Origin of the sequence: Streptacidiphilus sp. MAP12-16, from assembly GCF_041262165.1 — a bacterium.
Classification (GTDB): Bacteria; Actinomycetota; Actinomycetes; order Streptomycetales; family Streptomycetaceae; genus Streptacidiphilus.
Map to the genome: position 1 here is coordinate 263,412 of NZ_JBGCBY010000004.1, position 19,046 is coordinate 282,457.

Genomic DNA, 19,046 nt, shown 5'->3' on the forward strand with positions numbered 1-19,046 from the left:
TCCGGAGTGTGCTGAACGGGCGGGGCGCTGGCGGGGATAGTCGTGTGCCGTCACGGACGGCGAAGGATGATCACGTCGCTGTGCGCAAGGCGGTGCCAGCCCGGGGCGGAGGCGCCGGGGTGCTGGCAGGCGCAGTCGGGACCGTGACCGGTGGGCTCGCCCTGCACTGCGACCAGTCGCTCGCCGTCGGCGGCCGCCTCGACGGCGGCGATGTGTTGGAGGTAGACCAGCCCGGCGGCCTGACCGTAGGTGACCAGGTGTCCGGCCATGTCCAGGCCGGAGTTCTGCCGCGAGCAGATCGCCAGCACCCCGCCCGGGCCGAGCATCCGGGCGCATGCCTCGGCCAGCGCGGCCAGATCGCGCGGGTCGGCGGGCAGGTGCGGGGCCAGGACGGCCAGGGCCGCACGGGGCCGGGTGCGCTCCGCCTGCCCGGGCAGGTTCCGCGGTTCGCTGCGCCGCAGCACTGTCAGTGAGGAGACCTCGGTGGCCTGTTCGCGCATCGCCTCCTGGGCGACGCGGGCGTGGTTGGCGCTGTGGGCGTACGCCAGAACCCTGCGCCCGGTCCGGGCGGCTGCGATGACCAGCTGCGCGTTGCCGGCGTCGGGGACGTAGACCAGGTCACCGGGACGCGAGTAGGCGGCGACCAGTTGGTCAGCCAGGTCTTGCGGGAGCCGCTGGGCGCAGGCGTGCTCGGGCTGCTCGCATGTCGAACAGCAGCCGGTGGGTGGGGTGGTGAGCCACACCGACAGCGGGACCGGCGTCGGGCGGCCGGAGCCCGTGGTGCGGCGCTCGGCGCGCGCCTGTCGGCGCTCGGCCTCCGTGGCGGGCCGCGGTTGGGCGGGGAGGGGCAGTTGGGTCTGGGTGGGGTGCTGGTGCATGAGCGGGTGGGCCCGACGGCCGCCGCGAAGACGCTGACATTAACTAAAACGCCTTCGGGGCGGGCAGTTCAGACACTTGCACCCGAATCTCGCCATATTTCACATGAGTGGGCGTTTAGAGAGGTCTGTTGCTATAAGTGGCTTTCAGTCGTGACCGCATTCGTGATGCCATGCCTGGTATGAGAGCTCCGTCCCTGCCTTGTTCGCCAATGTAGGTGCCCGTCTCATCCGCTTCTGTGTTCGGAAGTCCGTCTGGTCTGACGAAGTCATAGAACCGCCCACCCGGCGGCGGAACAGCACATTCCGCCATGCTCATGGCAAAACCATGCCGTGAGCCAGCGGAAGCCGTACCCCAGCGACCTATCCGACGCCCGATGGGCCCTGATCGAGCCGAAACTGACGGCCTGGCGGAAAGCCCGGCTCGACCGCAGGCCCACCGGCCAGCCGGCGAAAGTCGAACTACGCGACATCTTCAACGCGATCCTCTACGTCAACCGCACCGGAATCCCCTGGAAGTACCTCCCGCACGACTTCCCGACTCATGCCTCCGTCTACTACTACTATTCGGCCTGGCGCGACGAGGGAATCTTCGTCCAACTCAACTACGACCTAACCGGACTGGCACGGGTGAAGGAAGGCCGCAAGCCCGAGCCGACCGCCTCGGTGATCGACACCCAGAGCGTGAAGACCTCCACCAACGTGCCCTTGAACAGCCAGGGAACCGACGCCGCGAAGAAGATTGTCGGCCGGAAACGGGGCGTCCTCACAGACACAATCGGACTCCTCCTCGCCGTGACCGTCACCGCCGCGAGCCTGTCCGAGAACGCCCTAGGAATACGGCTCCTCAATCAGGCCAAGAAAACCTACCCCAGCATCTCGAAGAGCTGGGTCGACACCGGCTTCAAGAACGCCGTCATCGAGCACGGAGCCAGCCTCGGAATCGACGTCGAAGTGGTCCACAGGAAGTCCGACGTCCGCGGCTTTCACGTCGTGAAAAGGCGCTGGGTAGTCGAACGAAGTCTCGGATGGATCATGCTGCGTCGGCGTCTCGCCCGCGACTACGAGACCCTCCCGGCCAGCTCCGAAGCCATGATCCACATTGCCTCGATCGACAACCTCGCCAAGCGCATAACGGACGAGACCACACCAACCTGGCGAGGAACCTATTAGGACATAAAGGGCAATCCACTCACTTCAAACGCCCTCTGAGATGCCCGCTGATGTCGGGGGGTTTGTCGCTGCCCCTGCCGGTGCCGAAGGCACAGGATGCGCGGGCTGCAGGAGCAGTCTCAACGACTGGAGGCAGGTCAGTCGCGGCCACTTCCGTGTGCCATGCGGCGGTCCACGGCGCCACGGCAGGGTCTCGCTACTGAAAGACAGAGGCCGATGCCACGGGTTACAGCGTGGACTGGTGATTCCAGACGGCATGTTCGAGGCCGCTGCGCTGGTGGCCGAGAGCGTCGGCGGTCTGCTCATAGAGCGACCGCAGCGCGGCGTAGTCGCTGATGGTGACTCCGGCCTGCTTGGCGAAGGCGCGCAGGTGGATGTCGATCGCGATGTCGTCGCGGCCGACCAGACACCCCAAGTAGTCGACAGTCTTGGGGCCGATGCCCTTGAGTGTGCGCAGGCTGGCTCGGTGGGCCGTCTGGTCGAGCCACTGGTGGAGGTCCTGCCGGGATTCGACCCCGGCCTGCGCCAGATGGTCCGTCAGCTCCTTGATCAGACCCAGGTTCTTCTGGGGCTTGAGGCGCAGGACCTTCTCCAGCCCCTCCTTGGAGATCCGGTCGCGGAAGCCGCTGACCGTGGCCGCGTCGGGCCACTGCTTTTGAAGGCCCTCGACGCGTGGCCGGACTTGGCGCTGATAGTTCCAGCGCTGCTGCAGGACCGAGTCAGTGATCACGGCTCCCATGTGCGACCAGCCGCCCGGTGCAGGAAAGGGCCCGTCTCCCAACGTCGCTCGGACATGGTTCACGAGCAGGGCGGCGGAGTCGTCAGAGGCCATGACGCGCAGTCTCCCAGGTCCGACGCAGCTTCGCAGGGGTGTTCAGCGCGCCCGGCCGATGACCGATCGAAGCCGATAGAGGCGGTCAGCGAAGGCCTCGGACTGGTGGATGCTGCGCCCGCATCACTATGGGTCCGAAGCCCAGGAGTTTTCTTCGCAACTCTCTCGGTTCCCACCGCCGGCAGCCGGAAGCTCGACCGTGGGCCGAGTCTGCGCTGGTCAGGGCCGGATTCTGGATGGGATCTGGATCGCGCCCGGGGTGCGCGTCCCGATCCTGTCCAGATCTGATCCCGGCCTCTCCCCCAGGCTGTGCGGATCTTGTCCAGATGTGCTGGTGCGGCATGGAGATCGGGCGGCGATCGGTCGCCGTCCGATCTCCAAGGGAGCACCACCATGCGCATCATCAACATGCTGTCCGTCTGCGACATCGAGGCGGAGCCGCTGCGGCAGGTCGAGGCGGAGTTTCGGGGACTGGTCGAGCGGGAGGTTCCCCTGGCGCTGGAGACCGGGGGGCTTGCGGAGGGTCTGCCGGCGGAGGCGGTCGATGTGGTGCGGCTGCGGTCGCTGCTGCTGCACCCTTCGCTGGGCTATCCGGAGCGGGCCGCGGTGTGGGGGCGGCTGATCGAGCTGACCCGTGAGCCCGGCGAGCTGGGAGCGCAGTGGCGGCTAGCGGCGGTCGGGATGGTGGCCTGGGGGCTTCGGCGAATCGCGGGGCGGGTGTGCCGGGAGCTGCCCGAGCACAACGCGGACCTGCAGCAGGTGATCCTCGAAGCCGCCTGGCAGGCCCTGCTGAAGGCACAGGACACCCCCGCTGGCGAGGCGGGGAAGATCGCGAGCCGGATCGTGTGGGCGGCCGACCGTGCCGCCCGCGCCTATGTCAAGGGCGAGGCGGCGCGGGCTGCTCACACCGACATGCTGGGCGAGCCGCACACCGCGGCCCGGCAGCCGATCCACCCCGACGCGCTGCTGACCCTGGCGGTGCGGCAGGGCGTGCTGAGCACCAGCGAGGCGGCGCTGGTGGGCGACTACCGGCTGGGCGGGATCTCGACTCGAACGCTGGCCGAACAGGCCGGAGTTTCTCCACAGGCTGTGGACAAGCGCCGTCAGCGCGCCGAACGCGCCCTGACCAGCGCGATCACCTCCGGGCGGCTGGCCTTCACCGAGATCGAGCACCTGATCGAACGTTGAGGTCGGCGTCCGTAGCGGCGCTTTAGTCACTGACAGGCAGGGCCCGGACCGGAGTCGGTCCGGTTCAGAGCCGGCAGATCCGCCGGAAGGCGCTGACACCCCTTTCCGACCGTGCCCGCACCCGACCCGTGAGGGGAGGTGGGGCCCACGGACCGCCGCCCTGCTCCGGCCGCTCGGCCCGGGCCCTTCCTGTCGCTCCGTCAGCCAACCTTGGTTTCCCTGGAGTCCTCGTGCCGCCCATGCCCCGCCGCCCGCCGTTCCTGTTCCATCAGCTCTCTCCGCTGGCTGTCCGCGCCGCCCTGGCCACTGCCGTGCTCGGACTCGATCTGTCCGTGCCCGGCACGGCGCATGCCGCAGGTGGCGTCCAGGTGCTGGCGGTGGCGTCGATCGACCAGACGATCAGCAACATCACCAACTGGATCGTGGGGATCCTGGCGGGGACGGCGACGATGTTCCTGACCATCGGAGGACTTCGCTACCTGATGGCGGGCGGTGAGCCGGGCGAGGTGGAGAAGGCCAAAGGCGCACTGAAGAGCGCCTGCACCGGCTACATGCTCGCGATCCTCGCGCCGGTCATCGTCGGGGTCCTGAAGAGTCTGGTCAGGGCATGACCTCCCGTCATCGGTGGCAGGTGGCCTGGCTACTGGCGCTGACTGCGGTAGTGCTCGTGTTCGGCGCTGTCACCGGCGGCCGCGCACTGGCCGCTCCCCCACCACAGCCAGCTCCGGGGGCGGGGCTCGCGCCGAGCGCGGGGACCACACTGCCCTCGGATCCGATGGACGGCGCCCCCAAGGTGCCCACGCCGTCGCCGGGGCCCGCGCCGGACCCGCACTACAAGCCACCTTCCCCGACGCCCAGGCCCGCTCCGCCACCAGACGGCGGGCTGATGCCGCCGGCGAACCCGCCGGACCCGAACGCCACCGGGATCTTCGACATCCCCGGGCAGATCAAAGCAGCGATGACCTCCCTGCTCGCCTCGCTGCTGCAGCCGCTGGTCGTGCCGCTGATGAACATGCTCGCGCACTTCCTGCTGACCACCCCGGAGGTGACCGCGCAGCCGCGGGTGGCGCACCTGTGGGACTCCCTGCGGATCCTGGCCTGCTCGCTGTACGGGCTGTTCGTCCTGGCCACGGGGATCCTGGCAATGTCGCACGGCACGGTGCAGCAGCGCTGGGCGCCGCGCGACCTGATCCCGCGTCTGGCCCTGGGGATGTTCGCGGCCAACCTGTCGCTGTTCGTGTGCCGGCAGGCCATCACGCTGACCAACGCCGTCTCCGTGGCGATCTTCGGCAACGGGATCACCGCCCAGGACCTGGCCGGGACCATGGTCGGGCTGATGACCAACAGCAACCCCGACACCGCCCCGCTGTACATGCTCGTGTTCCTCGGCGCGGTCCTGGGCACCGGAGTGGTCCTACTGGTCACCCTGCTGGTGCGCACCGCCGTGGTCATCGTGCTGGTGGTCGCCGCCCCGCTGATGCTGGCCTGCCACGGCTTCCCGGCCACCGAGGGCGCCGCACGGATGTGGTGGCGCGCCTTCACCGGCGTGCTGACAACCCAGATCATCCAGTCGATCGTCTTCCTGGTCTGCGTCAAAGTCGTCCTGGACCCCTCGAACTACAACATGTTCGGCCTCCCGACCTTCACCAGCATGATCAACCTGATGCTGCTCTGCTGCACCTTCTACCTCCTCATCAAAATCCCCGGCTGGATCAGGACCCTCGTCACCCAGCCCGTGCACCGCTCCATGGGCGCCGGGCGCGGCGGCGGGATGCACCTGCTGAAGAAGGTGGCACTGGGCGCGATCGGACTGCCCCTCGGCCCCTATGCGCTCGGCGCGCAGCTGGCCGGACGAGCCGGGATGCGCGCGGGAGCGGGCCGGTTCGCCAGGGCCGCCGCAGGAGGACGACCACCTCGGGGAGGTGCTAGGCCGGGCGGCCGTGGTCCGGGGCCGGGGCCGGGCAACCGGCCGCCCGGTGGTCCGCGTCCCGGCAACCCGGCAGGAGGACCCGGAGTTCCGCACTACCAGTGGGGCCAGCCCGCCGGCCGCGGACAGGGCCCCGCTCAGACGCCGGGCAACGGCCCCGCTCCGGGGAACGGCCCGACGCCGCCGGGCGCAACGGGGCCCGGGCCGGGCGCGCCTCGTCCTCCCGGCCCCGGTGGAGGCCCGGCCCCGCAGCGGCCCGGCGGCCCGGCGTCCGCCCAGTACGTCTGGGGACGCCCGCGCCCGCGCGGGGCTGCCAACCACGTGCCCGCTGCTGGGCCGATCCGGCCGCAACTGCCTGGTGGCCGAAGCGGGACGGCACAGCCCGGCTCCGGACCTCCGCACCCCGGCGGCGCACCGCTGCGCCCTACCCCGCCAAACCCCCGCAGCCGGCCGACAGCACCGCCGCCGCTGCGCCCGGCCCGCGCGGCCCTTCCGCCGCCGCTACCGCGGCCCGCCCCGCTTCGACCGCCACTGGACGACGGCCCCGCACCGGACCGTCGTGGAAGGAGACCGTGAGATGAGCCGTCGCGAAACCGAGAGCGAGTGGCACGAGCTGGTGAAAATCCCGGCCGTGGACCAGGAGGACCGCGTCCTGGCGAACCTGACCGCACGCCAGGTCATCGAACTCGGCGCACTGGTGGCGGTGCTGTGGCTGGCCTACCAGGCCACCCACCCCTTCGTCCGCCCGCTGGTGTTCGTCATCGCCACAGCCCCCGTCCTGGCAGCGGGGGTCACGGCGGTGCTGACGCGCCGCGACGGGCTTCCCCTGGACCGCTGGCTGCTGGCCGCCTGGAGGCATCGCCGCACACCCGGCCGCCTGCTGCCCACCGGCATCAGTGAAGACAAGGGCTCCCCACAGCCGTACCGGCTCAACGAAGCGGGCCTCGCGGCCCTGCCACTGCCCGCCTATGGCCTGGCGGCCGACGCAACCGTGGACCTGGGCCCCGAGGGCTGTGCCTCGATCAGCACCGCAGGGACAGTGAACTTCGCCCTGCGCACGGCCGGTGAGCAGCGGATGCTGATCGGCGGGTTCGGGCGATGGCTGAACGCGCTGACCGCCCCGGTGCAGATCCTGGTGCGCACCCACCGCCTGGATCTCGCCCCGGTGGTGGCAGTGCTGCGCCAGGAGGCGCCCGGGCTGCCGCACCGGCTGCTGGAGGACGCCGCATTCGCGCACGCCGACTTCCTGGCCGACCTCGGCCAGGGCCGGGACCTGCTGACCCGGCAGGTGCTGCTGGTGCACCGCGAACCCGGCGCGGACCGGGCCGCCGCCCAGCGGATCCAGCGCCGCGCCGCCGAGAGCGGATCGCTCCTGGCCGCCTGCGAGGTCGCCACCGTGCCGCTCGACCGGGCGGGCACATACGCGGTGCTGCTGTCCGCCTGCGACCCGGGCAGCCCCGTCCGTCCCAACCCGGCCACCCCCCACGTCCCCGTCACCCAGTCCACCGGAGGCCCGGCATGAACATCCCCACAACCTTCACCGCCCGCCTGGCCGCAGCGGCGCACCCCGTACTGCCGGGGAGCCACGCCCTCGGGCTCGGGCCGGACAGTGTGCAGGTCGAGCCCCGCTGTCTGGCGGTCGGGGACCTGCTTGCCGCCACGCTGATCATCACCGGCTACCCGGCCGAGGTCGGACCCGGCTGGCTGGACCCGCTGCTGTCCTACCCGGGGCGACTGGACGTGTCGCTGCACGTGGAACCGGTAGCGGCGGTGGTGGCCTCGGACCGGCTGCGCAAACAGCGCGCCCGGTTGGAGTCCACGCGCCGAAGCGCCGCCCAGCACGGCCGCCTGGAGGACCCCGAGACCGAGGCCGCCGCGGCCGACACCGCCGAACTGGCCTGGAGAGTGGCGCGCGGGGAGGGCAAGCTGTTCCGGGTCGGCCTGTACCTGACCGTCTACGCCGAAAGCCGCAGCGATCTCGCGGACGAGGTCTCGGCGGTGCGGGCACTGGCGGAGTCGATGCTGCTGCGGGTCCAGCACGCCACCTGGCGCTCCCTGCAGGGCTGGACCAGCTGCCTGCCCTTCGGCACCGACCAACTCGCCCACCAGCGCACCGTCGACACCGCCGCCCTCGCCGCGACCTTCCCCTTCGCAAGCCCCGACCTGCCCACCGGCGACACCACCGCGGGCGCGGTCTCAGGAGTGCTGTACGGGGTGAACACCGCCGCCTCCGGCCTGCTGTTCTGGGACCGCTGGAGCTGCGACAACCACAACTCCGTCACCCTGGCCCGCTCCGGCGCCGGCAAGTCCTACCTGACCAAGCTCGACGTACTTCGCTCCCTCTACCAGGGCGTGGAGATCCACGTGATCGATCCCGAGGACGAGTACACCCGCCTGGCCGAGTCCGTCGGCGGCGCCGTCATCCGCCTCGGCGCCCCCGCAGTGCGCCTGAACCCGCTGGACCTGAACCCGCACGGCGGCCCCGACGAGCTCACCGTCCGCGCGCTGTTCACGCACACCTTCCTCGCCGTGCTGCTCGGTGACGACCTCACCGGCACCCAGACGGCACTACTGGACCGGGCCATCCTCGCCGCCTACCGCGAGGCGGGGATCACCGCCGACCCGCGCAGCCACACCCGTGCCGCGCCCCTGCTCGCCGATCTCCAGGCGGCACTGTCAGCCCTGGAGACGCCGGAGGCCACCGCCCTGGCGGAGCGGCTGGCCCCGTTCACCACCGGCACCCACCAGCAGCTGTTCGATGCTCCCACCACCACCGTGCCCGGCGGCCACCTGACCGTCTACTCGCTGCGGGACCTGCCCGACGAACTGGCAGCCGCCGGAACCCTCCTGGCACTGGACCGGATCTGGCGCACCGTCACCAGCCGCCAACAACCACGCCGCCGCCTGGTAGTGATCGACGAAGCCTGGCTGCTCATGCGCGAGATCGAGGGCGCCCGGTTCCTGCACCGGATGGCCAAGGCCGCCCGCAAGCACCAAGCCGGGCTGGCGGTCGTCACCCAGGACACCGCCGACCTCCTCGGCTCAGACCTGGGCCGGGCGGTGGTGGCCAACGCCGCCACCCAGATCCTCATGCGCCAGGCCCCGCAAGCCATCGACGCGGTTGCCGACGCCTTCCACCTCTCCGCCGGCGAGACCGCGTACCTGCAGACCGCGCAGCGGGGCGAGGCACTCCTTTCCGCAGGCCCAGGACGTAGGGCAGCGTTCGTAAGCGTGGCGTCCGAAATCGAGCACGAATTGTGCGTGACGGGGATCCAGGCCCCCGCCCCACAGGAGACCGACTCCGAGCCCGGCACGGGCACCGGCGGCGTGTGGGGTGCACGCTGAGCGGGGACGGCGGCATCATCGGCCGCTACCTGCTCAATCCCCACGCCCCACTCACCCACCTCCCCGCCCTGGCCGGTCAGTTCGCGCTCACAGACGGCTGGTGGCTCGCCCCGACCCTGGCCGCCACAGCCACCGCCGCAGCAGTGGGCCGACGCGGGCTACACCGCCGCCACCAACGGCAACTGACCGCCGGCGGGCACGCGCTGGCGATCCTGGCCCCGCCGGTGGTCGACCCGGCCGGAGCCGAGGCGCTGTGGTCCCATCTCGTAGGCCTGCTACGCCCGTGGTGGAAGCGGGCGCTGGGCCAGCAGCCCCACCTGGTGTTCATCTACCACTTCACCAGCGCCGGACTCGAGGTCCACCTGTGGGCACCCGCCTCGGTGCCCTCCGTGCTGCTGCACCGCGCGGTCGAGGCCGCCTGGCCCGGCGCTCACACCAGGCCCACCTTCCGCCCCGTCCCACTGGCCAAGGAGCACCCGGTCACCACCGGCGGCACCCTGCGCCTGGGACGCCCGGACATCCTGCCGATCCGCACCGAGCACGACACAGACCCGCTGCGCGCCCTGCTCGGAACCGGCCTCGCCCTCAAAACAGGCGAGAGCATCACCGTGCAGGTCCTGGCCCGACCCGCCACCGGCCTACGCGTACGCCGGGCCAAGGCGAAACTGCGCGCCCTGCGCGCCGGGGCCGGCAACCCGACCCGACACGGGGCCCTGTTCGACCTGCTCACTCACCAGCCCCAGCGCACCGTTCCCAGCCAGCGCGACCCCGAGCAGGCCGCCGAACTACGCGCAGCCCTGACGAAAGCGGCAGGGCCGCAGTGGGAGACCTGCGTGCGCTACGCCGCCACCGTCCCAGCCACCGCGGACGGCCAGCGAGGCGCGACCCCGCGGGCCAGGGGCCGGGCCCACCAGACCGCCTCGGCGTTCGCGGTCTTCTCCGCCCGCAACTGGTACGCCCGCCAGCGCCTGCGCAACCCGCAGAAGGTGCTGGCCGAGCGGCACTTCCCGCTGCGCGGGGACCTGCTCTCCCTGTCCGAGCTCGCGGCGATCGCCCATCTGCCGCTGGATGCCGGAGCGCCCGGCGTCCAACGCGCCGGAGCCCGCTCGGTACCGCCGCCCAACCGGATCGCCCTGCCCGGCCCGCTCGCGAAACCGATCGGCACCGCCGACACCGGCCCTGCCCGCCCGATTGCCCTGTCCGTGCCTGACAGCCGCCACCACCTGCACATCGTCGGCGCCACCGGCTCGGGCAAGTCGACCCTGATGGCCAACCTCGTCCTGGCCGATGTCGCCGCCGGGCGCGGCGTGCTGGTCGTGGACCCCAAGGGCGACCTGGTCCTGGACATCCTCGCCCGGCTGCCCGACTCCGCCCTGGGCCGCACCGTGGTGCTGGACCCGGGCGACCACGGCGCACCGCCGCGCCTGAACGTCCTGGAGGGCGGACGCGAACAGGCCGACGTCGTCGTCGACAACCTCGTCGGGATCTTCCGCCGCATCTTCACCGCCTTCTGGGGACCGCGGACCGACGACGTCATGCGCGCCGCCTGCCTCACCTTGATGACCTCACGCACCGCCGGCCAGGTCACCCTCGCCAAGATCCCCGACCTGCTCACCGACCCCTTCTACCGCCGACTGACGGTTGCCGGACTCACCCCCAGAGACGCCACCCTGCGCGGCTTCTGGGCCTGGTACGAGCAACTGTCCGAACCCTCCCGGGCCGCGGCCACCGGCCCACTGATGAACAAGCTCCGCGCGTTCCTACTGCGGACCTTCGTCGCCGACACCATCGCCGCCGGACCCTCCACCTTCGACCTCGCCGACGTCCTGGACGGCGGCATCGCCCTGGTCCGACTCCCCAAGGGCGTCCTCGGCGAGGAGACCTCCCGCCTGCTGGGCTCCTTCGTGGTCGCCAAGACCTGGCAGGCCGCCTCCGCCCGCGCGGCCCGAGGCGAGAGCGCCCGCGCGGACTGCTCACTGACCCTGGACGAGGCCCACAACTTCCTCACGTTGCCCTACCCGCTGGAGGACATGCTCGCCGAGGCCCGCGGCTACCGGCTCTCCCTCGCCCTGGCCCACCAGAACCTCGCCCAGCTCCCGCCCGACCTGCGCGAGGGCATCTCCGCCAACGCCCGCAACAAGATCTTCTTCAATGCCTCCCCCGAGGACGCAAGGCAACTGGAACGCCACACCTCCCCGCACTTGAGCACGCACGACCTCGCTCACCTCGGCGCGTTCCAGGCCGCCGCCCGCCTGGTCACCGGGCACGCCGACAGCCCGGCCTTCACCCTGACTACCAACCCCTTGCCACCGAAGATCCCGGGACGGGCCACCGAGATCCGCCACTCCTCCCGCGCCCACTTCGGCCCCCCGGCCAGCGCCGAGCCCGCGCTCGCCACCACAGTCGAGGAGAACGACGGTGACGCCAGCGAAGACGCACACCCAGACACGTCCCCGCACTGATCCAGGCACACCGCCCACCGCAAGGAGTACCGCTGTGCCGCACCGCCCTGCCTCGCCCGCCGTCACCATCCGTCGCGGCCCCACCAGGACCGCCGCCAGCGGCGGACGGCGCCGCACCCCGCTGTCGGCGCTCGCCTCCCGTCTGACCGCCCGGGACCTGTGGCTGCTCGACATGCTGGCTGAACACACCGCCCTGACCAGCCACCAGATCACCGACCTGGCCTTCACCGGCCACCGCACCGCCAACCGCCGCCTGGCCCTGCTCCACCAGCTCGGACTGCTCGACTCCTTCCGACTGCGCCTGCCGGTCGGCTCCGCCCCCGAGACCTATGTCCTGGGCCAGACCGGCGCCCAACTTCTCGCGGTGCGCCACGCCACCACACCCGCTGCCGTCGGCTGGACCACCGAACACGCCAGCCGCACCGCCTACAACCCCAACCTGGCCCACGACCTCGGGGCCAGCACCTTCTTCACCCAGCTCGCCCACACCCGCGCCGAGCCCGACCCGACCTGCGGCAGACTCGCCGCGTGGTGGTCCGAGGCGCGCTGCGCCCGGTCCTGGGGCGACCTGGTGCGCCCCGACGGCCAAGGCCGCCTGACGACCGGTCACCGCTTCGTGTCCTTCTTCCTGGAGTACGACACCGGCACCGAGGCCCTGCCCCGGCTCGCCGCCAAGCTCGACGACTACGCCCAGGCCGCCGTGATGACCGGCCAGCGGCCCCTGGTGCTGTTCACCCTCCACAGCCACCGCCGCGAGGCCAACTTCCACCAGCGCCTTGCCGGGCACCCCGCCCTGCCGCGCGTCGCCGTCGCCACTTGCGCCCGCGACCTACCCGCCACCGCCAGCGACATCCACCGCCCCTGCGAGGCGGTCTGGCTCCCCGTCGGCCAGCCGGCCGTCCGCAGCCGACTGATCGACCTTCCCGACGCCTGGCACGCCGACTGGCGCCCCGCTGCGGCCGACTCCCTGGTCCCCGACACTTCCCCCCTGCCCGCACCCCGCCCCGTGCCACCCGTACAGGACCCGCTCACCGGCCTGCTGCGACGCGGCTGAGAGCCGGAAACCATGGCCTCGACCACCAGCGCCGTCGGAGGCGCGACAGCAGGCTGCGCCAGTGCACTTACGCTGGTCGTCGCGGCGGCCGTGACCGCCGTCACCGCGGCCCTGACCGCGGCCACCGGCGGACTGTCCCTGCTCGACTCCGCTTCGCCCAGCCCAACTGCACTGGCCGACATCCCGCCCGCCATGCTCGCCCTCTACCAGCAGGCAGCCGCCACCTGCCCCGGCCTACCGTGGACCGTGCTCGCCGGGATCGGCAAGGTCGAGACCGACCACGGCCGCGCCTCCGACCAGGTCTCCTCGGCCGGGGCCCTGGGTCCGATGCAGTTCCTTCCCGCCACCTTCGCCGCCTACGACCAACCCGTCCCACCCGGCGGCGCATCCCCACCCACCCCCTGGGACGCCACCGACGCCGTCCACGCCGCCTCAAGACTGCTCTGCTCCGACGGCGCCAGAAACGGCCACGACATCCCCGGAGCCGTGCATCACTACAACCCGTCGGATGTGTACGTGAATTCGGTCATGTCATACGCGCGCCAGTACGCCGCCGCGCCTCCGGCCGTCAGCGGTACCGCCGGAACCGTGATCGCCTACGCCCGAGGCCAGCTCGGCGTCCCCTACGCCTGGGGCGCACAAAGTCCCGGCGTCGCCTGGGACTGCTCCGCCCTGGTCCAGTCCGCCTACGCCGCCGCCAGGATCCGCCTACCCCGCACCGCCCAGGCCCAATACGACGCCGGACCACACCTCCCACCCGGCAGCCCCATCCTGCCCGGCGACCTCGTCTTCTACGGTTCGAGTCCCACCAGCGTGGTCCACGTCGCCATCGCGGTCTCACCCACCCAGATGATCAACGCGCCCAAGCCGGGCCAGGCAGTGAAGTACGACCCGATCACCACCGGCCAACCGATCGTCGGCTACACCCGCCCCATCCGCCCCGGCCCCAACGTGTAGGGTCTCGGCGCCTCACCCACTCAGGCTGAGGGTCCGTTGCCTGGGACGGTAGGAAGATGGCCGGGCAGCCCGAGGGTGAGAACTGCTCGCTATCCGACCACCCCACATTCTCGGCGTGCGACCGGACTTGTCGAGTAGCCACGTCGTTCGTACAGCGGCGAGCTCCACCTGGACGCCAGGGGGCAAACCGCTCCGCTGGCGTGTGGGACGACGGCAGACGGGATGGCAGCCGGGGAACATCGTAGTTCCTGCGGAGCCGCATGATCGTCCGACGGCTGGGCCCTGCCTCCTCAAGGACCGGCCGTTGAGGATGTGCGGGTGAATCGATGGATGAATGCCCGCAGCGGCTGGACGATCCTGCTTTGCTGGTGGGGCGTTACATTGACGGGTGCCTCGCTCGGGTTGCTGACGTCGCGCACCTTCTTCGAGACCCAGCCCCTCCCATCACTCACGGCCCAGCTGCACTGGACGTTCGGTGGCTCCTTCTTCATGGCCGTCACATCCACCGCCAGCACCCTTTCGCGGCGCAGGCGTGAGAGGCGGAAAGCGGCGGCAGCATGAATCTCGGCCATCGGAGCGACTCCGTTCGGGCCGTCGCGGGGCCGTGCGAGGCCAGCCAATGGTGCTCAATGACGACAAGCGCCAACCGCTCCCCCGCAGCTCAGGGAGTGATAGGCGACTTGGTCCCAGGTCAGAGAACCGGCGCATCACTTCTTCGACTTCTGATGCGTTGCCCGCCATGACGAGAACCGGTAAGCGTCGCAGAGCTTCTCTGTGGGCCAGGTGAGGCGGGGTGAACAAGGGGGTTCATGACGACGAAGTACCCGGGGTGAACCCAGTTACGCTCCTTGTCAAAGAGCCCCAGTCCCCCCTCCCTGGATACGTGACGGAGGAAGCGGTATACAAGCGGGTCGCCTGCCAGAAGTAGTAGTGGAGCCAGCAGCACGGCACCGATGGTGACGCCCAAGCGGGCTACCTGAGCCTGCGGTGTACCCATCCGCACTGACGCTCCCCTATGCCTCCGGTGCTGCCGCACAGCAGGAACGTACAGCAACCGTGGCGGACCGCTTCCGACCCCTCGTGCCCCCGGCGTGCCCGATCGGGCGGGAAGCGGCGGGGAATCACGGTCAACGACAGTCGAACACCAGGCGACCGGCCCCCGACCGTTCATGCTGGTCGAGGGCCCGCTTCAGCCTGCATGCATACGCTGATCTTTGGTTCGATCCGATCACTGCGGTCCACGCCCGGTCCACTCGCCCGACCGTCCCACCAGCGGCCACTCCACTCCCGGGTCGCCCATGATGAGCAGGTCTTGCTGACAGCGATGAGAAACGCGAGACTGTTCCGTCCGCGGCAATGGGTACCAGCACCTGGTTCGATGTGGTCTGCCCGGCACCGAAGTTGAGGACGGAGCTGTTGGGACGGGCACTGCCGCCGGCGTGCCGCCGGCGTCGGCGGTGATGTGCGTGGCCGCGGAAGGTGCAGGTGAAGGTGGTGATCGGCCACGGCCTGTTGATGCCGGTTTCGAGTGTGACGGTGAGCCCTGACGTCACAGGAGATCGTGATCCTATATGCCAGATATAAGGAGAAGGCATCTCGGTTCATACGCTCTGATGTCACCCCACTGTCCTGATTGTTGTCCTGAGGGGGCATCATGTTGGTCGTTCAACTTCTTCCGGATCAGTGGAGTGTCTGTGCCTTCTCGGTCAGCAGTGGTAGCGGCCATCGGTGTGGCCGTCGGAACGGTCTGGGCGAGCGTTCCGACGGTGGCCTTTGCCGACAGTGGCACGCTCTATGTCAACAACGCCGCCTCGGCCAACTGCTCGGACAGCGCGGCCGACGCCGGAACGCGGGCGCAGCCTTACTGCTCGGTCCAGGCGGCCGTCAATGCCGCGCAGCCCGGGGACACGGTGCAGGTGGCTGACGGGGCCTACGGTCCCGTGGACGTCAAGACCTCCGGAACCCCGTCCGCGCCACTCACCATCACCGGCGGGGGAGTGATCAGCAACTTCATCCCTCGGATATTTGTCCCCAACGGAAGTTCCGGTCCGTCGCTCACCTTCGACCATGTGCACAACGTGGTGGTCAGTGGTTTCGACATCGGGGAGACGGGAGCACCGACTGCCGTGGCGGTGACCGGCTCCAGCGACGTGACTCTGAATGGCAGCAGGACCGGCGGAAGCTCCCAGCTCTCCCGGCCGCCGGCCATGGTGGCCGTTGACGGGCAGAGCAGCCGGTTCACCTTGAGCCGGAGCATGGTCTGGGCGGACAGAAGCCAGACCGCGGTGTCGTTGGCTTCCGGAGCCAGCGGGACCGTGCTGACCACCAATGAGTTCAATTATGACGGGTATACCGGACAGCCTGCGGTGAGCGCAGTCGACGCCCCGGGCACCGTCGTCGTCAGCAACAGCTTCCTGTCCGGTGGTTGCAATACCGCGATATCACTGACCGGCAGCTCCACCGGTTCTACCTTGGAGAACAACGCCGTCGAGCTCGGTACCACCAACGAAGGATGCTTCTACGGCACCGGTATCCCGGTCGTGATCGGCCCAGCCGCCGTCAGCGGAGCCAAGGACGACTACAACACCGTCGAGACGGCCTCCACAGGCGCGCTCTACAGTTGGGCCGGGCAGTCCTACACCTCCCTGTCGGCGTTTCAGGCCGCGACCGGTCAGGGAGCCCACGACAGCTCCCTCCGATTCACGCCGGGCACCACGACGCGGGACCAGATCCAGACCCCGCTCATCGACTCCGCGGACACGAACGCCCCGGACGAGTTCGGCACCGATCTGCTCGGACGGGACCGGGTCGACGACCCGGTCATCCCCAACACCGGTACCGGGGTGGGCTACTACGACCGAGGCGCAGCCGAATACCAGGACCCCTATAACCTGACTGCCACGCTGTCCGCCGCCAAACTCCCGACCGGGGCGACCGAGACCGTCGGCGTCAAGGCCAGCAACCCCTGGAACACCCAGGTCACCAGCTACGCCTTCGACTTCGGCGACGGCAGCGCGCCGGTGGTATCCACCAGCCCCACGGCCTCCCACGTCTACACGACTACCGGCGGCCACAATGTCACGGTGACGGCGACCATGGCCTCCGGCGCGACCCACAGCGGTGGTGCCCCGCTCCAGGTAGCCGCCCCAGCCCAGCTGATACCCGCCCTGACATTGAGCCGCCAAAGCGGGATGACGGTGTTGGCAAACGCAGGTAACACAACGGACGCCTGGAACCTCGCTAACACCACGGTCAATTTCGGCGATGGCACCATCCCTGTCAGCTTCGGCCCCGGCACGTTCACTAACCACACCTACGCCAAGCCGGGCACCTACACCGCCACCCTGACCGTTGTCGACGCCGACGGTCAGTCAGCGATGGTGACCCAGACCATCTCCGTGGGCAGTGCACTGTTCCCCATCGGCCCGGTCCGTTCCCTGGACACCCGATACGGCACCGGTGCGCCCAAGGCCAAGGTCGGTCCGCGCGGCGTGGTCCGGCTGAAGGTCGCCGGCGTCAACGGCGTCCCCGCGACCGGGATCACGGCCGTTACCCTCAACCTAACGGCTTTGAACGCAACCGACAGCACCTGGATCGCCGCCTACCCCGACGCGGCGCCGGTGCCCACGGCGTCCAACCTCAACCTGACCCCTGGTCAGGTCACCCCCAACCTGGTCACCGTGCCGGTCTCCGCGGACGGATACATCGACCTCTACAACTTCACGGGCAGCGTCGACCTCGTCGCAGATGTGGAGGACTACTACAGCACAGCGATCGCGGCCGGAGCTCATGGCGGGTTCTTGGCCACCCAGGCACCGGCCCGGGCGCTGGACACGCGCTACGGCACCGGCACCCTCAAAGGCAAGGTTGGCCCTGGTGGTCGCGTCACCTTCAGCGTGCCGACCGGCTCCGTGTTCGCCGCCTCGGCCGTGGTGCTGAACGTCACCGAAACGGACGCGACGGCGAGCAGCTACATCGCGGTCGACCAGTACGGGGGGCAGCCCACCAGCTCAGTCCTGAACTTCTCCGCTGGGCAGACCAGCTCCAACCAGGTCGTGGTGCCATTGGCGCCCGGCACGGGCAGTGTCACGCTCTACAACAACGCTGGCAGCACCGACCTCGTCGCTGATGTCCAGGGCCTCGTGACGGACGAGGTCGCTGCACAGAACGGACAGGGCGCCCCGTACTTCCCGGTCGCGCCGACCCGGATCGTGGACACCCGCACCGGCCTCGGCGCGCCTAAGGCTCCGCTCGGCGCCAAGTCGCATCTGGTGGTGAAGGTCGCCGGAGTGAATGGCATCCCCGCCGGGGTCAACGCGGTCCTGGTCAACCTGACCGGCATCAACCCGACCGCGGCGACGTACGTCTCCGCCTACGCCGACGGCGGCACCCTGCCGATCAGCTCCAACCTCAATCAGGCCGCTGGCACATTCCGCGCCGTCCTCGCCTTGGTCCCGGTCGGCACCGACGGTTCCATCGACCTCTACAACAACGTCGGTAGCACCAACATCGCCGCCGACATCGAGGGCTACTACACCAACTGACAAGTAGCGAATGAGCGGGCCCGTCCTGCCCTGCGCAGCGCGGGCCAGCTTCTTTGAAGGGCTTTGCTTACTTGGCCGGTCGGGATGCCGAGCGGCTGCCGCCTGCGTTCCTGCCCCTGCCGCCGAGCGGCCGCTTGTGCTGGTGCACCCGGAGAACTCCGCGTCGGCGCGGGTGGCCGTGAGCGCGGGGTTCCGGTTCTCCGCCGCTCTTCCGGCGCATCGTCACCGCGACGGTGTACCTCTGGACTTTCTGCAGTACGAACGGGAGGCGGGCAACCGCCGGGACCATCTGCCTGCGCCATTGGGCTCAATCTGAGAGGGCCACCCGCGCGATCAGCCGCCTGCTCACCCCGGGCACCACGCTCGCACAAACAACCCCATCCGCCAGACCTTGACCAACCTCGCCCCGAGGCGCACCAATAGTGGTTGGCCCCAACACCCAGCAGCGATCGTCCCGCGCCCACGATCGCGCGGGCAGCCAGTAGAGCCGGTCGCCGCCGCGCGCCCCGGACCGCTCACATCCGTTCGCCGCCGCCACGCGCAACGCCGCCATGTAGGGCCGCTTGCCGTGGCCCTGCCACGACGGCTCAGCGCTTTTGGAGTGACCGTCCGCGGCGCTGCGCTGGACGGTCCCCGGGAACCGTCCGCGGCGAGTGGGGCCAGCATCGAGCAGGCGGAAACGGTCGCGT

At 70.1% G+C, this 19,046-nt stretch carries 13 protein-coding genes; 10 read left to right on the forward strand and 3 right to left on the reverse strand.

Features of this window, described 5'->3' with window-relative positions:
- Positions 1-50: 50 nt before the first annotated feature.
- Positions 51-878: a hypothetical protein gene (locus tag ABIA33_RS06790; protein ID WP_370078154.1), complete on the reverse strand. Its 828-nt coding sequence runs from the start codon at positions 876-878 to the stop codon at positions 51-53.
- Positions 879-1,208: 330 nt separating this feature from the next.
- Here ABIA33_RS06790 and ABIA33_RS06795 point away from each other — a divergent pair, with 330 nt between their 5' ends.
- Entirely contained in the window at positions 1,209-2,048 is an 840-nt protein-coding gene (locus ABIA33_RS06795) for an IS5 family transposase (protein WP_370078156.1), read from the forward strand.
- Positions 2,049-2,274: 226 nt separating this feature from the next.
- Here ABIA33_RS06795 and ABIA33_RS06800 read toward each other — a convergent pair whose 3' ends face one another.
- Positions 2,275-2,880 (reverse strand): hypothetical protein, encoded by a 606-nt coding sequence (locus ABIA33_RS06800; protein ID WP_370078158.1) that lies wholly within the window; start codon positions 2,878-2,880, stop codon positions 2,275-2,277.
- Positions 2,881-3,273: 393 nt separating this feature from the next.
- Here ABIA33_RS06800 and ABIA33_RS06805 point away from each other — a divergent pair, with 393 nt between their 5' ends.
- From ABIA33_RS06805 to ABIA33_RS06840, 8 genes are all read left to right on the forward strand, one after another.
- The gene (locus ABIA33_RS06805) at positions 3,274-4,068 is read left to right on the forward strand and encodes a hypothetical protein (RefSeq protein WP_370078160.1); all 795 of its coding nucleotides are present in this window, start codon (positions 3,274-3,276) and stop codon (positions 4,066-4,068) included.
- 239 nt (positions 4,069-4,307) lie between these two features.
- Positions 4,308-4,679: a pilin gene (locus ABIA33_RS06810; protein WP_370078403.1), complete on the forward strand. Its 372-nt coding sequence runs from the start codon at positions 4,308-4,310 to the stop codon at positions 4,677-4,679.
- Complete coding sequence (locus ABIA33_RS06815; protein ID WP_370078162.1) at positions 4,676-6,571, forward strand: hypothetical protein; 1,896 nt, start codon at positions 4,676-4,678, stop codon at positions 6,569-6,571. Before ABIA33_RS06810 ends, ABIA33_RS06815 begins: the two co-directional genes overlap by 4 nt.
- Position 6,572: 1 nt before the next feature.
- On the forward strand, positions 6,573-7,517 hold the full coding sequence (locus ABIA33_RS06820) for a PrgI family protein (RefSeq protein WP_370078163.1): 945 nt from the start codon (positions 6,573-6,575) through the stop codon (positions 7,515-7,517).
- Positions 7,514-9,340, forward strand: a complete 1,827-nt coding sequence (locus ABIA33_RS06825; protein ID WP_370078165.1) for a VirB4 family type IV secretion system protein — start codon at positions 7,514-7,516, stop codon at positions 9,338-9,340. Before ABIA33_RS06820 ends, ABIA33_RS06825 begins: the two co-directional genes overlap by 4 nt.
- Positions 9,325-11,802: a type IV secretory system conjugative DNA transfer family protein gene (locus tag ABIA33_RS06830; RefSeq protein WP_370078167.1), complete on the forward strand. Its 2,478-nt coding sequence runs from the start codon at positions 9,325-9,327 to the stop codon at positions 11,800-11,802. Before ABIA33_RS06825 ends, ABIA33_RS06830 begins: the two co-directional genes overlap by 16 nt.
- A gap of 34 nt (positions 11,803-11,836) precedes the next feature.
- The gene (locus tag ABIA33_RS06835; protein ID WP_370078169.1) at positions 11,837-12,856 is read left to right on the forward strand and encodes a replication-relaxation family protein; all 1,020 of its coding nucleotides are present in this window, start codon (positions 11,837-11,839) and stop codon (positions 12,854-12,856) included.
- Positions 12,857-12,868: 12 nt separating this feature from the next.
- Positions 12,869-13,813, forward strand: a complete 945-nt coding sequence (locus tag ABIA33_RS06840) for an NlpC/P60 family protein (RefSeq protein WP_370078171.1) — start codon at positions 12,869-12,871, stop codon at positions 13,811-13,813.
- A 290-nt stretch (positions 13,814-14,103) separates the two neighbouring features.
- Here ABIA33_RS06840 and ABIA33_RS06845 read toward each other — a convergent pair whose 3' ends face one another.
- Complete coding sequence (locus ABIA33_RS06845) at positions 14,104-14,385, reverse strand: hypothetical protein (RefSeq protein ID WP_370078173.1); 282 nt, start codon at positions 14,383-14,385, stop codon at positions 14,104-14,106.
- Positions 14,386-15,579: 1,194 nt separating this feature from the next.
- Between ABIA33_RS06845 and ABIA33_RS06850 the strand changes: the two genes are divergently transcribed.
- A complete protein-coding gene (locus tag ABIA33_RS06850; protein WP_370078175.1) occupies positions 15,580-18,357 on the forward strand; it encodes a PKD domain-containing protein in 2,778 nt (925 codons plus the stop codon).
- The last annotated feature ends 689 nt before the right edge of the window (positions 18,358-19,046 follow it).

Excerpts from the sequence above, each read along its gene's own strand:
- ABIA33_RS06845 (WP_370078173.1), bottom strand. The coding sequence starts at position 14,385 with ATGGCCGAGATTCATGCTGCCGCCGCTTTCCGCCTCTCACGCCTGCGC.
- ABIA33_RS06815 (WP_370078162.1), top strand. The coding sequence starts at position 4,676 with ATGACCTCCCGTCATCGGTGGCAGGTGGCCTGGCTACTGGCGCTGACT.
- ABIA33_RS06790 (WP_370078154.1), bottom strand. The coding sequence starts at position 878 with ATGCACCAGCACCCCACCCAGACCCAACTGCCCCTCCCCGCCCAACCG.
- ABIA33_RS06840 (WP_370078171.1), top strand. The coding sequence starts at position 12,869 with ATGGCCTCGACCACCAGCGCCGTCGGAGGCGCGACAGCAGGCTGCGCC.
- ABIA33_RS06810 (WP_370078403.1), top strand. The coding sequence starts at position 4,308 with ATGCCCCGCCGCCCGCCGTTCCTGTTCCATCAGCTCTCTCCGCTGGCT.
- ABIA33_RS06800 (WP_370078158.1), bottom strand. The coding sequence starts at position 2,880 with ATGGCCTCTGACGACTCCGCCGCCCTGCTCGTGAACCATGTCCGAGCG.
- ABIA33_RS06825 (WP_370078165.1), top strand. The coding sequence starts at position 7,514 with ATGAACATCCCCACAACCTTCACCGCCCGCCTGGCCGCAGCGGCGCAC.
- ABIA33_RS06820 (WP_370078163.1), top strand. The coding sequence starts at position 6,573 with ATGAGCCGTCGCGAAACCGAGAGCGAGTGGCACGAGCTGGTGAAAATC.
- ABIA33_RS06805 (WP_370078160.1), top strand. The coding sequence starts at position 3,274 with ATGCGCATCATCAACATGCTGTCCGTCTGCGACATCGAGGCGGAGCCG.